General features: G+C 61.5%; 15 protein-coding genes. 5 read left to right on the top strand and 10 right to left on the bottom strand.

Going from position 1 to position 15941, the window contains the following annotated elements; genetic code table 11:
• Positions 1–4: 4 nt before the first annotated feature.
• Positions 5–694 (top strand): YggS family pyridoxal phosphate-dependent enzyme, encoded by a 690-nt coding sequence (locus BN32_RS16520; protein ID WP_040426606.1) that lies wholly within the window; start codon positions 5–7, stop codon positions 692–694.
• Positions 695–704: 10 nt separating this feature from the next.
• On the opposite strand, the gene BN32_RS16525 is transcribed toward BN32_RS16520, so the two are convergent.
• Positions 705–1274: a L,D-transpeptidase family protein gene (locus BN32_RS16525; protein WP_051488524.1), complete on the bottom strand. Its 570-nt coding sequence runs from the start codon at positions 1272–1274 to the stop codon at positions 705–707.
• Positions 1275–1418: 144 nt separating this feature from the next.
• Between BN32_RS16525 and BN32_RS16530 the strand changes: the two genes are divergently transcribed.
• Complete coding sequence (locus BN32_RS16530) at positions 1419–2105, top strand: response regulator transcription factor (protein WP_019199236.1); 687 nt, start codon at positions 1419–1421, stop codon at positions 2103–2105.
• 33 nt (positions 2106–2138) lie between these two features.
• Complete coding sequence (locus BN32_RS16535; protein ID WP_019199235.1) at positions 2139–2579, top strand: cyclic nucleotide-binding domain-containing protein; 441 nt, start codon at positions 2139–2141, stop codon at positions 2577–2579.
• Positions 2580–2604: 25 nt separating this feature from the next.
• Here BN32_RS16535 and BN32_RS16540 read toward each other — a convergent pair whose 3' ends face one another.
• The 8 genes from BN32_RS16540 to BN32_RS16575 all read right to left on the bottom strand — a co-directional run bounded on the left by BN32_RS16540 (position 2605) and on the right by BN32_RS16575 (position 12383).
• Entirely contained in the window at positions 2605–3420 is an 816-nt protein-coding gene (locus BN32_RS16540; RefSeq protein WP_019199234.1) for an exodeoxyribonuclease III, read from the bottom strand.
• 81 nt (positions 3421–3501) lie between these two features.
• Positions 3502–4341 carry an outer membrane lipoprotein carrier protein LolA gene (locus BN32_RS16545; protein ID WP_019199233.1) on the bottom strand — a complete coding sequence of 280 codons (840 nt, stop codon included), beginning with the start codon at positions 4339–4341 and terminating at the stop codon, positions 3502–3504.
• Positions 4342–4428: 87 nt separating this feature from the next.
• Positions 4429–6888 carry a DNA translocase FtsK 4TM domain-containing protein gene (locus BN32_RS16550; protein WP_019199232.1) on the bottom strand — a complete coding sequence of 820 codons (2460 nt, stop codon included), beginning with the start codon at positions 6886–6888 and terminating at the stop codon, positions 4429–4431.
• Positions 6889–6892: 4 nt separating this feature from the next.
• The gene (locus BN32_RS16555; protein ID WP_040426607.1) at positions 6893–8131 is read right to left on the bottom strand and encodes an aminotransferase class I/II-fold pyridoxal phosphate-dependent enzyme; all 1239 of its coding nucleotides are present in this window, start codon (positions 8129–8131) and stop codon (positions 6893–6895) included.
• A 320-nt stretch (positions 8132–8451) separates the two neighbouring features.
• Positions 8452–9894, bottom strand: coding sequence for an ammonium transporter (locus tag BN32_RS16560; RefSeq protein WP_040426840.1), 1443 nt, complete (start codon positions 9892–9894; stop codon positions 8452–8454).
• 37 nt (positions 9895–9931) lie between these two features.
• Positions 9932–10270 carry a P-II family nitrogen regulator gene (locus BN32_RS16565; RefSeq protein ID WP_040426608.1) on the bottom strand — a complete coding sequence of 113 codons (339 nt, stop codon included), beginning with the start codon at positions 10268–10270 and terminating at the stop codon, positions 9932–9934.
• A gap of 331 nt (positions 10271–10601) precedes the next feature.
• Entirely contained in the window at positions 10602–11912 is a 1311-nt protein-coding gene (locus tag BN32_RS16570; RefSeq protein ID WP_019199228.1) for an ammonium transporter, read from the bottom strand.
• Positions 11913–12044: 132 nt separating this feature from the next.
• Positions 12045–12383, bottom strand: coding sequence for a P-II family nitrogen regulator (locus tag BN32_RS16575; protein ID WP_019199227.1), 339 nt, complete (start codon positions 12381–12383; stop codon positions 12045–12047).
• Positions 12384–12637: 254 nt separating this feature from the next.
• Here BN32_RS16575 and BN32_RS16580 point away from each other — a divergent pair, with 254 nt between their 5' ends.
• A complete protein-coding gene (locus tag BN32_RS16580) occupies positions 12638–13516 on the top strand; it encodes a DUF4339 domain-containing protein (RefSeq protein WP_019199226.1) in 879 nt (292 codons plus the stop codon).
• A gap of 43 nt (positions 13517–13559) precedes the next feature.
• On the opposite strand, the gene tesB is transcribed toward BN32_RS16580, so the two are convergent.
• Entirely contained in the window at positions 13560–14444 is an 885-nt protein-coding gene (gene tesB / locus BN32_RS16585) for an acyl-CoA thioesterase II (RefSeq protein ID WP_019199225.1), read from the bottom strand.
• A 177-nt stretch (positions 14445–14621) separates the two neighbouring features.
• Here tesB and BN32_RS16590 point away from each other — a divergent pair, with 177 nt between their 5' ends.
• Entirely contained in the window at positions 14622–15842 is a 1221-nt protein-coding gene (locus tag BN32_RS16590) for a ubiquinone biosynthesis hydroxylase (protein WP_019199224.1), read from the top strand.
• The last annotated feature ends 99 nt before the right edge of the window (positions 15843–15941 follow it).

Raw genomic sequence — 15941 nt, forward strand, 5'->3', positions numbered from 1 at the left:
ATCGATGGCTGTGGATAACGTGCCGCCGGTAATATCCAATTCACCAAACGGCTTGGCCGCTGTAGAGCGCGAGATTTCGCGCGCGTGCCGCGACGCTCGCCGCGAGCGCGCCTCGGTAACACTTGTTGCGGTGTCGAAGACATTCAACGGTGATGCTATCGAGCCGGTGATTCACGCGGGCCAGCGCGTGTTTGGTGAAAATCGTGTGCAGGAAGCAAAGTCCAAGTGGCCGGCCCTGATGGCGAAGCACCAAGGCCTCGCACTTCACCTGATCGGGCCGCTGCAGTCGAACAAGGCCAAGGAGGCCGTGGCGCTGTTCGATGCCATTCACTCTGTGGACCGCGCCAGTCTCTGCGAAACGCTGGCGAAAGAGATCGTTAAGCAAGATCGGCATCCACAGCTGTTCGTTCAGCTCAACACCGGCGAAGAGCCACAGAAAGCGGGAATTGCACCGGCGGATGCCGATGCATTCATCGCAAGCTGCCGTGATGTCTATGGCTTGCAGGTCTCCGGACTGATGTGCATTCCGCCGGTCGGCGATCCGCCCGCGGCACACTTCGCGCTCACCGCAAAAATCGCCGCGCGCAACGGACTGACATTGCTGTCGATGGGCATGAGCGCCGATTTCGAGACCGCGATTCAACTCGGCGCGACGCATGTTCGCGTCGGCTCGGCGATTTTCGGTCATCGCTGATTTGCCGGCACTAGCCGATGACGATCTTCGTCCTCGGCCCGATCCGCGCCAGCAGCCGCAACATCGCGCCTCGGGTCAGTCCGACGCAGCCCGCGGTCGGCGAAAATTTCTCGCGGGCGAGATGCAGGAAGACGGCGCTGCCGCGTCCGGCAATGCGGGGACGGGTGTTGTGGTCGATCTCGACGATGAAATCGTAGAGGTGATCGTCCCGCGTCAGCCGGTCGCCGCCGTCACCCGGCGCGCGCGTCACGGCCTGATTGTAATGCCGGTCAGTCGGGTCTTCCGACCAGGCGTCCGTCGGCCCGATGGACCGGATCGGCAAATGCGTTCGTGGCCGTGGGTGCCGGTCGGCTCGCCACCATAACCGGACCGGCCGGAAGGTGCCTCGCGGGGTGCTGCCGTCGCCTTCGAACTTGTTCGCCTTGATTCCGCCGCGCCCAAGCGCGACCGGTAGCACATGCGCTCCAGCGACCAGCCAGCCTTGGGTCGGGCGGCCGGCAGCGGCATGGATCGCGATGGCCGCCAGCGGCCGATCACGCAACGGTGTTTGATAAGCCCTTGGAAAGCCTAGATTTCCCATAATTGCTTCCGATGACTGCGTACAAACCCAGCTTGCGCTTTCGCCTGCAAATGCTCTATTTCGCCGAGGCTCTTTGAGATATGCCCCTTCGGGATCACTCTCAAAGTCCTCTTTTACAAGCCAAAATTTAAAGGACTGGATGTAATGGCCAACGCCCGCAAGATCCTGATCGTGGATGACGATACCGATCTGCGCGATGCCCTGGTGGAACAACTGTCGCTTCACGAGGAATTCGAGGCATCCGCGGTCGATACCGGCGCAAAAGGTGCACTTGCGGCCAAGAGCAATTCGCCCGATCTCGTGCTGATGGATGTCGGCCTGCCCGATACGGACGGCCGCGAAGTGGTGCGCAGCCTGCGCAAGGGCGGGTTCAAGTCGCCGATCATCATGCTGACCGGACACGACACCGATTCGGACACCATCCTCGGCCTCGAATCCGGCGCGAACGACTATGTGGCAAAGCCGTTCCGCTTTGCGGTGCTGCTGGCCCGCATCCGCGCACAGTTGCGCCAGCACGAAGCCAGCGAAGATGCGGTGTTTTCGGTCGGCCCCTACAGCTTCCGCCCCGGCTCGAAAATGCTGACCGGCGCCAACGCCAAGAAGGTCCGGCTCACCGAAAAGGAAACCGCGATCCTGCGCTTTCTGTATCGCGCCGGGCAATTGCCGGTGTCGCGTGAAACGCTGCTTCAGGAGGTCTGGGGCTACAATTCGGGCGTCACCACCCACACCCTGGAAACCCATATCTATCGCTTGCGCCAGAAGGTGGAGAAGGACGCCGCAAACCCCGAAATTCTTGTGACTGAGTCCGGGGGCTATAAGCTGGTGCCATGAGCCGAATCACCCGGCGCTTAAGCGCGGCGCTCTATGGCCATTGAAGATGACATCGCCCTGTTCGCGCGCGTCCCGACATTGAGTTTGTTGGGTGCTGCGGCTTTGCAGGTGCTTGCGATCGGCGCCGAGCAGCGCGACTACGGATTTGGCGAAAAGCTGTTCGTACAGGGCGAGCCAGCGGATTCCGGTTTCATTGTCCGGCGCGGCGCATTTCGTGTTGCGTCCGATGATGGCCAGGAAGCCGTTGCGGGTGAGAACGTGCTGATCGGTGAGCTTGCGCTCGTGGTCGCGATGGCGCGGCCAGCGACAGCGGTTGCGCTTGAGCAATCATCGGTGCTGCGTATTTCACGTAGTCTGTTTCAGCGCGTGCTTGAAAGTCATCCGGAGGCGGCGCGGCGATTGCGCGATGATTTCGCGGCTCGCTCCAGTGCCGCCATCGGCGCCATGACCCGCGTGTCCGCGACGTTGCGATAGTTCTCGCGACCGGCGGCTACAAGTTTCAAACGTCGAGAACCGCTGTCACCGGCACATGATCCGACGGCCGCTCCCAGCCGCGGGCCTCCTTAGTGATCCTAAAGTCCTGAACGCTCCCGCCGAGCGCTTTCGAGACCCAGATATGATCGAGCCGGCGGCCCTTGTTGGCGGCGCTCCAGTCGGCGGAGCGATAACTCCACCACGTGTAGACCTTCTCGGACAGCGGAATCCGCTGCCGTGCGACGTCGATCCAGTCGCCATGGGTCTGTACGGCGAGCAGTTTGTCGCACTCGACCGGGGTATGCGACACGATCTTCAAAAGCTGCTTGTGCGACCACACGTCGTGTTCGTGGGGCGCGACGTTGAGGTCGCCCACCAGGATGTGCCGCTCGCTAGCCTTCGGATGCAGCGGTTCGCAATCCCGCATCTCGTCAAGGAACGAGAGCTTGTGCTCGAATTTCGGATTGAGTGCGGGGTCGGGAATATCGCCGCCTGCGGGCACGTAGAAGTTATGTACGACCAGCGGCTCGGCGATCTGCGCCTTCTCCCCGAACGCCACCGAAATATGCCGTGAATCGATCTTGCCGCAGAACGTGCGCACGTCGCTCGACTCGAACGGAATTTTCGAGACGATGGCGACGCCGTGGTAGCCCTTCTGGCCATTGAGCGCGACGTGCTCGTAGCCAAGTTGCTTGAAGCGCTTCAGCGGAAAAGCGTCATCGATGCATTTCGTTTCCTGAAGGCAGAGCACATCAGGCCGCACGGCCTTGATGAACTTCGCAACGAGGTCGATGCGCAGGCGCACCGAATTGATGTTCCAGGTGGTGAGGGTGAGGCGCATGACAACGGGCAATGAGGACGATCAGGCAAGACCGTTAGCCGGTTTTGCTTGTCTGCTCCAGACCGTCGTCTGCAATGACTGTTAGTTGTTCGGGTTCTGGTAATTGGTGTAATCGATCCTGAACATGCCGGGATCGAGCTTCTTGGTGGTGTCGAGATTATAGACCGCTACGGTGGTGTCGTACCCTTGCGGATCGGTCACGGTCCACTGCTTGAGCTGATTGTCCTTGGCGCCGATCATCAGCATCAGACGGCTGGTCCCAACCAGCGGCTGCTTTTCCTCGATGGTCACGCTGATGAACATGTCGTCGGAGGCGACGCCCACAACATTGGTGTCACGCATCAGGTCGATGCGGTCGGACAGGAGATAGCGCAATGGCGTCTGCGATAGTGGATAAACATCCTGAGTCGCGAGCCTGCGATCGCGCACGATCACGGACGATCCATCCGCGACAAGCGCGATCGGCGACGGATCGTCGTATTCGAAGCGGATCTTGCCGGGCTTCTGGATATAAAAATCGCCGGTCGTGCGTTTACCGTCCGGACCGACCTGCACGAAGTTGCCGGAGACGTTCACGAGTAAGGAGAGATAAGTGCTGACCTTTCCGGCGAGCGCCTTCTGATTGGCATCGAAGTTTGGTGTGCTGCCGCCGAACAGGCTGCGCAAATCCGGAATGATCGGTGTCGGTGGCGCGGCGGCGGACGGGGCCGGAATCACCGGCGAGGGCAGCGCCTGCTTGGGTGTATCCGTGCGTTTCGGCGCCGGCTTTGGAACGGGGACGGCCTGAGCAGAGGCCGGCGGCATCATGAGCGCCGCGGCGATGACCGTGGCCAATGCGGCCGCGGGCCATTTCATGGCGATAAAGGCATGCGCGGAGAGCGGGTTGCGGCAGAACGGCTGATTGCGATGGAGTTTTCTCAACGGTCCGTCCTGTCGGATGTCTTGTGAGCTTTCCGCTGGGGCCTAGCCCCAAGCTATGGCGATTTCGCGGCTGCGAACAGCGTGGTTTTAGCCAAATCGTTCATCTTCCTCGGCTACCAGAATCTCGCGCTTGCCGGCGTGGTTGGCCTGTCCAACGATGCCTTCAAGTTCCATCCGCTCCATCAAGGTGGCGGCGCGGTTGTAACCGATCTGAAGCCGACGCTGGATGTAACTGGTCGAGGCCTTGCGGTCACGCTTCACAATCGCCACAGCCTGCGAGAACAGGTCACCTTCGCCGCCGTTGGCGCCCATGCTGGTGCCATCGAACACGGCGTTGCCGTCCTCGTCGGTTTCTTCTTCCGCCGTGACAGCTTCGAGGTACTCCGGCTGACCCTGCGATTTCAGGTGGCGGACGATCTTTTCGACTTCCTCGTCCGACACGAACGGGCCGTGGACGCGGCTGATGCGGCCGCCGCCGGCCATGTACAGCATGTCGCCCTGACCGAGCAGCTGCTCGGCGCCCATCTCGCCCAGGATGGTGCGGCTGTCGATCTTCGATGTCACCTGGAAGGAGATGCGGGTCGGGAAGTTTGCCTTGATGGTGCCGGTGATGACGTCCACCGACGGACGCTGCGTGGCGAGGATCACGTGCAGGCCGGCGGCGCGCGCCATCTGCGCGAGACGCTGCACCGCGCCTTCAATATCCTTGCCGGCAACCATCATCAGGTCGGCCATTTCGTCCACGATGATGACGATAAAGGGCAACGGCTCGAGTTCGAGTTTCTCTTCCTCGTAGATCGCCCTGCCGGTTTCTTTGTCGAAGCCGGTATGAACGGTGCGGGTCAGCTCTTCGCCCTTGGCCTTGGCCTCGGCAACGCGGGCATTGTAGCCGTCGATGTTGCGCACACCGAGTTTCGACATGCTCTTGTAGCGCTGTTCCATCTCGCGCACGGCCCACTTCAGTGCGACGACGGCTTTCTTCGGATCGGTGACGACAGGCGTCAGAAGATGCGGAATGCCGTCATAGACCGACAGTTCGAGCATCTTCGGATCGACCATGATCAGGCGGCACTGATCCGGACGCAGGCGATACACCAGCGACAGGATCATGGTGTTGATGGCGACTGATTTGCCGGAACCGGTGGTGCCCGCGATCAGCATGTGCGGCGTACGAGCCAGATCGATAATGACCGGGTCACCGCCGATGGTCTTGCCGAGACACAGCGGCAGCTTGGCGTTGCTCTCCATGCCTTCCTTGGTCGTGAGCAACTCGCGCAGATAAACCTTCTCGCGCTTCGCATTTGGCAACTCGATGCCGATGGCGTTGCGGCCGGCGACCACCGCGACGCGAGCCGAGATCGCGCTCATCGAGCGAGCGATGTCGTCGGCAAGGCCAATCACGCGCGATGACTTGATACCCGGTGCAGGTTCGAGTTCGTACAGCGTGACGACGGGACCGGGATTGGCCTTGGCGATTTCGCCGCGCACGCCGAAGTCCTGCAGCACGCCTTCCAGTGCGCGCGAATTGGTTTCAAGCTCTTCCTTGCTCTGCGTGAAGCGATCCGAAGCCTTGGGTGCGGCCAGCACCGAGATCGGCGGCAGCACGAACACGCCCTTGCGACTGGAGGATTTTGGCTCAGCGCGCTTGCGCGGCGCGCGGGCGGCGGGCTCCTCTTCCTCCTCGTCGTCTTCCTCTTCTTCCTCCTCGTCTTCGTAGTCATCCTCGGCCTGCGGCACCAGCGAGGGCGAGCGCCGGTCGCCGCCAAGGTTCGGCTCCATGCGCTCAAACGAGCGCGTACGTTGCGAATCCGTGCGTCCGACCATCATTGCGAAGAGCGCTGAGACCATGCGAACGACGCGCGCTTTTGCGCTCATGGCAGCGTGGACCAGCCATCCGAGCGAAATCGAGCGGCGGTCGTCCTCTTCGAAATCGTCCTCCTCGATCATCGGCGGCCGGGTGCGTTCGACGATCTTTTCCTTTGCGCCCGCGCCGCATGCGAAGGCGAAGCTTCCGATCATCGCCGCGAACAGGATTATACCCAATACGGTGCGATAGATCACGCCCGGCGGGCCGAACACGACGGCCGGAAAACGCACCAGCGCATCGCCGACGACGCCACCAAGGCCGGTGGGTAACGGCCATGCGCCGCTGCGTGGCAGGCAGCTGGCAAATCCGGCGGCAATTACCGCGCACAGAATCCAGCATGCAATCCGCAAGGCTTCGCGGTCGAAGAGGCGATGGGTCATCAGCCGCCAGCCCCACACTGCAACCGGCAGGATCAGCATGATCGCACCGAGGCCGAAGATCTGCATCAGCAGGTCGGAGCCGATGGCGCCGGGGCGGCCCATCAGGTTGCGGATGGTGCCGGATGTTGCGTGGCTGAGGCTTGGGTCCTGCACCGACCACGTCATGAGGGCGGCGGCAACAACGCACGACAGGGCGATGACACCGAGGCCAGTCAGTTCGCGCAGGCGGCGCGCCAGCATTTCGCGCAACGGGTCCGAGATCTGGCCGACGATGGGGATGACGCGTTCGATCGCTGGCATATTTCTAGCCCCGAGCTTCATTCAAAACGTCGACCATACGGTGCAACGCCTCAGCCGTTGTTTCACTGTCCTGCACCATGGCAACGCGGATGTATCCGGTGCCCGGGTTGCTGTTGTCGGATTGCGGACGCGCCAGATAGCTGCCGGGAACGACGCGCACACCGCCGTCCCTGAAAAGCTTCACCGTGGCGGCTTCATCGCCGCCATGTTCGGAAACGTCGAGCCAGATGCAAAATCCACCCGCTGGTCGCCGATAGCCGAAGCGGTCGCCGAGAATCTGGTCGGCAAGATCGAACTTGATCCGGTAGAGCCTGCGATTCTCTTCGACATGGGTTTCATCGCCGTAGGCGACGACAGCCACGTGCTGCAACGGGATCGGCACCTGAGGTGCCGCGACATTGCGCAGTTCATGAAAGCGCGCGAGAAACTTCCTGTCGCCGGCGACAAAGCCGACGCGCATGCCCGGCAGGTTCGAGCGCTTCGACAGCGACTGAAATGCGACCACGTTGGCGAAGTCATTCCCGGCGGAGGCCAGCATGCTTCCCGGTGCTTCGCCCGTGTAGATTTCGGAATAGCATTCGTCGCTGAGCACGACGAAGCCGTGACGGTCGGCGAGCTGTTTCACGCGATCGAAGTAACCGCGCGATGCGACAGCGCCCTGCGGATTCGCTGGCGATGCCAGATAGAACGCAACGGTGCGGTCGAGGATTTCGGCGCTCAGCGAATCCAGATCGGGCAGAAAGCCGTTGTCGCGCGTGGTCGGGAGGAACACCGCCTCGCATCCGGCGGCGCGCGCGCCTGCTGCGTAGGCCGGGTAGAACGGGTTGGGCATCAAGATCGCGGGCGGACCGTTGCGCTGGCCGACATAACGGGCGGCGGCGATCGCTGCAAAAAACAGCCCCTCGCGGCTGCCGTTGAGCACCAGAATCTCGGTTTCTGGATCGAGCGTCCTCGTAAGGTCGAAGCGCCTGGTGGCCCAGGCGGCGGCGGTTTGCCGGAAAGGCTCGGTGCCTTTTGCGGCCGGGTAGCGGCCGAATTCGTTGATATGTTTGGCCAGCACCGGCGCGACAAAGCCCGGCACGGGATGCTGCGGCTCCCCAAGTGACAGGTTTATCAATGGCTTACTGGGCTCATAGGGGCTCAGAAGGTCGGTCAGCCGGGCAAAGGGGGAGCGCTCGCTGACCTGAGCGCCATCTTGGGCGCCGGCAGCGGCCGCCGAGCGGGAAGAAGCGGTTATGGCCATTCGAGAAACGCCAGCACTTTAGGGTCCTTCGATCCCTCAAGATTGATCCGGGATCGCGCAGGATTTGATCACATCACCATAGGTGGGGCGAGGTTAAGACGCGATTAACCATCGCTGCGCGGCAGGGTTTTCGCCGCATAGGTTGCGGCCAGCGAGACAGCGTCTTCGGTTTCGGGATGGCACAAAAAGTAAGGGCCCCAGCTTGCGCTGGGGCCCTCCGACGGACGGGGCATTGCCGGGTTTGTGCCCCAACCGTTGTCCTTATTCATTGAGCATGATCTTTTCGGAAAACCGGGATCCGCTTTTCCGGATCACGCTCGTTACATGTTGTATGCACGCTCCGTGTGGTCGGTGATGTCGAGGCCTTCGCGCTCCGCGTCGACCGGAACACGCAAGCCCACGATCACATCGACGACCTTGAACAGGATCGCCGAACCGATGCCCGAGAACAGCAGCGTGGTGCAGACGCCCCAAAACTGGGATGTCATCTGCGCCACGAGGTCGTAGTCGCCGACCTTGCCGGCGACGTAGTCCATCACGCCGGTGCCGCCCAGGGCGGGGTTGACCAGGATGCCGGTGCCCAGAGCGCCGACGATGCCGCCGATGCAGTGGATGCCGAACACGTCGAGTGAGTCGTCATAACCAAGCGCGTTCTTCACGACGGTGCAGAAGAACAGGCAGACGACGCCGACGACGAGGCCGAGCACGATCGCGCCCATCGGACCGGAGAAACCGGCCGCTGGCGTGACAGCAACGAGACCCGCGACTGCGCCGGACAATGCGCCGAGCAGCGAGGGGTGCCCCTTGATCATCCACTCCGCGAACATCCACGACAGAGCCGCCGCTGCGGTTGCAACGAAGGTGTTGGTCATGGCGAGCGCAGCGCCGCTTGAGGCTTCGAGGTTCGATCCGGCGTTGAAGCCGAACCAGCCCACCCACAGAAGGGCAGCGCCGATCATGGTCATGGTCAGCGAGTGCGGAGCCATCAGTTCCTTGCCGTAGCCGGTGCGCTTGCCGATGATGAGCGCGCCGACGAGGCCCGCGATACCGGCGTTGATGTGCACCACGGTGCCGCCTGCGAAGTCGAGTGCGCCCTTCTTGAAGATGAAGCCGCCGTCCGCCATCACATCGTCGAGTTTCGCCTGCGCCGCAGTCTTTGCTGCACCGTCAGCCGCGGCTGCAAGGGCCTTGGCCGCATCGGTGATCGCGTCCGGACCCGCCCAGTACCAAACCATGTGCGCCATCGGGAAATAGATCAGCGTGACCCAGAGCGGGACGAACAGCGCGAGCGCCGCGAACTTCGTGCGTTCCGCAAAAGCGCCGACGATGAGGGCCGGGGTGATTGCAGCGAAGGTGAGCTGGAAGCAGAAGTACACCAGTTCGGAAATGTTGACGTCGACGCTGAACGTCGCCGCCGCCGATTCCAGAGTGATGCCGGACATGAAGGCTTTCGAGAAGCCGCCGATGAAATCAGAGCCGCCGGTGAAGGCGAGGCTGTAGCCGTACACTGCCCAGATAATGGTGACGATGCAGACGGTGTAGAAAACCTGAGCCAGCACCGAGAGCATGTTCTTGGAGCGGACGAGTCCACCGTAGAACAGGGCGAGACCCGGGATGGTCATCAGCAGCACGAGAATCGCCGATGTCATGACCCAGGCGTTATCGCCCTTGTTGATCGTCGGCGCTGCGTAGGCGGCTGTCGTGGCGAAAAGGCCGACTGCGAGAGCTGTCAATCCCGCGCTGGTGGGACGCTTGAACGTCATTTGTTTGTACTCCTGATAAGATGAGGTTTGCGCGAAATCAAAGCGCCGCGTCATCGGCCTCGCCCGTACGGATGCGCACCGCATGGTCGAGATTGATGACGAAGATTTTGCCGTCGCCGATCTGGCCGGTCTTTGCAGCGCCGGTGATCGCTTCGATGGTCTTGTCGACTTGGGGCGAGGCGACAGCGACCTCGATCTTGATCTTGGGCAGGAAGCTCACGGCATACTCAGCGCCGCGGTAGATTTCCGTATGGCCCTTCTGGCGGCCGTAGCCCTTCACTTCCGTCACCGTGAGACCGTGAACGCCGATGGCGGTCAGGGCATCACGGACCTCTTCCAGCTTGAATGGCTTGATGATGGCCATAACAATTTTCATGGATTCTTCCCCGCTTGGGCCCGATCCAACACACCGGGCGTTCTCGACTGAGGGTCACCGCGCGAAGACAGATCACTCCACGGGCACAGCCGGGTCCCATAGAATCAAATGCCGTGCCAACACCGCGAAAATTGCTAACGGTTTATGAATCCGAGGGTTTTCGGCCCCGAGGGGTGCGCGCAACAATGAGGCGATTTGGCCACGCCTAAAAGATCGACAGGAATGCCAAAAACATGGGCACATCAGACTGTCGACACATTCGTGCCCACCGGAGAAGCAAAAGAGGATTCGAGCCCTGAAAAGGGCCAAGATCCTCACCAATTAAGGCGGTTTATTGGAGGGCTTCGCCGTGCTGGGTGATGTCCAGCCCCTCGACCTCATGCTCGTGCGAGACCCGCAGGCCGGCCAGCATGTCGACGATCTTGAGCAGGACGAAGGTCACGCCGCTGGTCCAGGCGAACACGACCGCGACGCCATAGGCCTGGGTCAGCAGCAGTTTGGGATTGCCCTCGATCAGCCCGGCGGTTCCGCCGATGGCGGCGGTGGCGAAAATCCCGGTCATCAGGGTGCCCAGCAGTCCACCGATGCCGTGAATGCCAAACACGTCGAGCGTATCGTCGTAATTGAAGCGGTGCTTGAGGCTGGTGCACGCCCAGAAACACACCGCGCCCGCGATCACGCCGATCACGATGCCATGCCAGGGCTCCACGAAGCCGGACGCGGGCGTAATCGTGCCGAGCCCGGCCACGGCGCCCGAGATCATGCCGAGGACCGAGGGCTTGCGCCGGGTGATCCATTCAATCGCGCACCACGTCAGCGCTCCGGCGCAGGCCGCCAGATGCGTTGCGAGAATCGCCATCACCGCACGTGAACTGGCCTGCAGCGCCGAGCCGCCGTTGAAGCCGAACCAGCCGACCCACAACAGGCCGGTGCCGATAACGGCGAGCGAAAGATCGTAGGGCGCAAGGTTCTCCGTGCCGTAACCGCGGCGACGGCCCATCACGACAGCTGCCACGAGGCCGGCAGTGCCCGCGCTGAGATGCACAACGAGGCCGCCGGCAAAATCCAGCACGCCCGCCTGCGCCAGGAAGCCGCCGCCCCACACCCAGTGCGCGAGCGGGATGTAAACCAGCGTGAACCAGCCGATGCAGAACAGCACGTAGGAGGAAAACCGCATCCGGTCGGCGACCGATCCGGCGACCAGCGCGACCGTGATCACCGCGAAGGTCATTTGATAGATGATGAACAGTGCTTCCGGAATCGTCTTCGCCGCCGGATTGACGCCATCCATCGTCATGCTGGACAACAGAAAACGCTCCAGCGTGCCGATCCACGCACCGTCACCGACAAACACAAGACTGTAGCCGTAGATCACCCACAGAATGGAAATCAGTGCCACTGCCATCAGGCTTTGTGCCATGGTCGCAAGCACGTTTTTCTTGCGCACCATGCCGGCATAAAACAGCGCGAGACCCGGTATGGTCATCATCAGGACGAGCGCGGTCGCGGTGATCATCCACGCGGTGTCGGCGCCGTCGATCTTTGCCGGTTCAGCAAGGGCGGGTGTTGCAGTTGTGAAAGCGAAGGCCGCAACGGAAGCCGCCGTCGCAAACCGTGCGACTGCACGCGGTAATCTCAACATGATAATCCCCCCGGCTAGGAAGACCTTGCGGCGTCTTGCACGCGCCGCTGCAGTCGCTTGGTGATGCTTACTTTCGTTTGAGCATGATCGGGTCCGAAAACCGCTTTCAACTTTTCGGGATCAAGCCCGCAATCAAAGTGCGTCGTTGTCGGTTTCGCCCGTCCGGATGCGGACGGCGTTTTCGATCGGTGTAACGAAAACCTTGCCGTCGCCGATCTGTCCGGTGCGTGCACCTGCGGTGATGACCTGTACGGCCTGCTCGGCGAGGTCGCTTCCGACTGCGATTTCAATGCGCAGCTTCGGCAGGAAATTCACGATGTATTCGGCGCCACGGTAGATTTCGGTATGCCCTTTCTGGCGGCCAAAACCCTTCACCTCGGTAACGGTCATGCCGTGAACCCCGATCGCGGTCAGGGCCAGACGGACCTCTTCAAGTTTGAAGGGTTTGATGATGGCGGTGATAAGCTTCATGGTCGCTCTTCATCCCTAAATCAGTGCGGAAGCGTCAGGAGTCTTTACGCGCGCCTGCGGGAATCCGCTACCTTTTTGGGCAAAGCGGCGGAAAAATATGCAGGCCGGTTCGAAAAGCGTTGCGGCAATGCGCGGTCAGTTTGTAGCATCCGCCCTCTCGGGGGTTGAGACCGAATGCGATTTGCTTTGATGCTGCACGACAGTCGTCTTGCGGCCGGTCCGGCGCTCCATTTTCCGAAAGAAAAGGAATTATCATGCCGGGCCGATCTTGGTTTGTTGCCGCCGGGGAGAAGCAGGAAGGTCCATATTCCGAGGATGAATTTCGCGATCTGATTGCGCGAGGAAACATCCGGCCCGACACCTATGTCTGGGCCGACGGCATGCAGGACTGGAAATACGCTGGAGATATCCCGGGCCTGCTGTCGCCCGGCCGTGCGCCACTTTCGATTCCGCGTCCGGGTGCATCCGCGCCGTCCGCCAACGGCGATCAGTCGGGCGGATCGCTTTCGATCGAGATCGGCATCTGGGAGATGCTCGGTCGCGCGCTGGTTTTCCTGATCGGATTTCTGCTGGTCATTCCGGCGCCATGGGTTGCGGCAAGTTTCTACGGCTGGATCATCTCGCGCATCCATGTGCCGCAACGGGGCTATCTCGGTTTCACCGGAAAGCCGCTCGACATCTGGTACGTTTTCATTGGGCTGGCGCTGATGACGTATGTCGGCAGCTTCACCGACATTCCTTACCTGAGCTACCTTCTGTTTCCGCTTCAGGCGTACTTGTCGTGGCTCACGGTGCGGTGGGTTGTGGCCAACATTACGGCGGATGGCCGGCCGCTTCGGCTCAGCTTCGATGGCAGCCCGTGGGTTTATATCGGCTGGTACGTTTTACTGGCGCTGTCCTTCATCACCATCATCGGCTGGGCGTGGGTTCTCACCGCGTGGATGCGATGGACGTGCAGCAACATCACGGGCACACGGCGCGCCATTTCGTTCAACGCGACCGGACTGGAGACACTGTGGCGAACGCTGGTCCTCTCCATCGGCTCGGTGTTGATTATTCCGATTCCGTGGGTGATGGGCTGGTACACCCGCTGGTACGTGTCGCAATTTTCCGCAACGGAGCGCCTGTCGTAAGCCAACGTCAGCGCAATCAGTCGTCTGAAATGAAGGCCGCCGGTTACGCCGGCGGCTTTTCCTTGCGCTCCCGCAGCGAACCTTCCTGTGCGACGGAAGCGACCAGTGTGCCGTCCTGCTTGAAGATCAGGCCACGTGTCAGCCCGCGGCCGTCCTGGGCGCTGGGCGAATCCTGCGCGTAGAGCAGCCATTCGTCGGCGCGGAACGGCCGATGAAACCACATCGCGTGATCGAGGCTCGCAGGCATCATGCGATTGTCGAACAAGGTACGGCCATAGCGCGCCATCGCGGCATCGAGCAGTGAGAAGTCCGATGCATAGGCCAGCGCGCATAGATGCAGCGCCGGATCGTCCGGCAGTTTTGCGACCGTACGAATCCAGACGTGGATGCGACCGTCGTCGATTTTCTGGCCGAAGTAACGGCCGAGTTCAACCGGGCGTAGCTCGATCGGCCGGTCGGATTCGTAGTAGCGCCGGATGAAGTCCGGCATCTCCTTGAAGATCGGCTGCTTGGACACTTCTTCCGCGGTCAGTTTCTCGGGCGGCGGAACGTCCGGCATCTTGTCCTGATGGTTGAATGAACCTTCTTCCTCGGCATGGAACGATACCATGATCGAGAAGATGGCGTGACCATGCTGGATCGCAGTGACGCGCCGCGTCGAATAACTCTTGCCGTCGCGCAGCCGCTCGACTTCGTAGATGATCGGAATCTGCGGATCGCCGGGAAGAATGAAGTAGCAATGCAGGGAATGCGGCAGCCGCTTTTCGACATTCTCGACGGTGCGGCATGCCGCCACCATCGCCTGACCGATCACCTGCCCGCCGAACACGCGCTGCCAGCGCGTCTTGGGGCTGGTGCCGCGGAACATGTTCACTTCGAGCTGTTCGATATCGAGGATCGACAACAGATCAATCAGGCTTTTCGACATTCACGATGTTCCGATCTTCGATACGAAGCGACAACGAGGCGGTTTCCGGCGGTCCAAAAACCCTGATAAACAGCGGTGGCTCATTCCGGACCCATTCATGGGGCATGTTTCCCCCATGGCCGGGTTTGAGGCAAGAGCGGCCGTGAAACGAAATGTACCTATGAAGGTCGGGGTCTTATGTCGTCACAACGAAGCATCGTGATCGGAGGAGGCGCATTCGCCGGTCTGGGACTGGCGCTGGCGCTGAGGCAGGGCCTTGGTCCCGAAATTCCGATTGTCGTTGCCGATCCGGCTTTCGCGATGAAGCCGAGCCGCGATCCGCGCGCGTCTGCAATCGTTGCCGCCTGCCGCCGGTTGTTCGAGGTAGTCGGTGTCTGGAATCAGGTGGCCGACAGCGCTCAGCCGATCCTGGACATGGTGGTGACGGACTCGCGTCTTGAGGATGCGACACGCCCGATCTTCCTGACCTTCGGCGGCGAAGTCGAGCCCGGCGAACCATTCGCGCACATGGTCGAGAATCGCCTCCTGATCAACGCGCTGGTGACGCGCGCGGAATCCGAAGGTATCGAACTCAATGCGGTCGCTGTTTCAAGTTACGACGTGCACGGCGATGGCACGCGCGTCACGCTGAGCGACGGTCGTGTGATTGATGCAAGTCTTCTCGTTGCGGCTGATGGCGCGAAATCGAAGCTGCGCGAGCGCGCTGGTATCGCAACGCACGGCTGGGACTACGATCAGTCCGGCATTGTCGTGACCGTCGGACATGAGCGCGATCATCACGGCCGCGCCGAAGAACATTTCCTGCCTGCGGGTCCGTTTGCGATCCTACCGCTCAAGGGCAATCGCTCGTCGCTGGTCTGGACCGAGAGCCGGCGAGAAGCCGCGCGGATCATCGAATTGCCCGACAATGAATTTCAGACCGAACTGGAAACGAGGTTCGGGCTTCATCTCGGCGAGGTGAAAGCGCTCGACAAACCGCGCGCTTTTCCGCTCGGCTATTTCGTGGCGCGCTCCTTCATCGCAGAGCGGCTCGCGCTGGTCGGCGACGCGGCGCATGTGATTCATCCCATTGCGGGGCAGGGGCTCAACATGGGCCTGAAGGATGCGGCGGCGCTGGCGGAAGTGATCGTCGACGCGGCGCGGCTCGGCATCGATCCCGGGCAGGCCGATGTTCTGGAGCGCTATCAGCGCTGGCGGCGTTTTGACACTGTGGCGATGGGTGTCGCCACCAATTCACTGAACATGCTGTTCTCGAACAAATCGACCCTGTTGCGCACGGTGCGCGATATCGGCCTCGGTCTTGTCGATCGCGTGCCGCCGCTGAAAAGCGCGTTCATTCGTCAGGCGGCAGGATTGTCCGGCGAAGTGCCGCGCTTGTTGCGCGGCGAGGCGCTGTAGGTCCGTCATTGCGAGGAGCGAAAGCGACGAAGCAATCCAGTCCTTTGTTGCGCAAGACGAAGCTGGATTGCTTCGCTTCGCTCGCAATGACGATGCAAA

It is taken from the genome of Afipia birgiae 34632 (genome assembly GCF_000308295.2).
In the GTDB taxonomy this organism is placed as follows: domain Bacteria; phylum Pseudomonadota; class Alphaproteobacteria; order Rhizobiales; family Xanthobacteraceae; genus Afipia; species Afipia birgiae.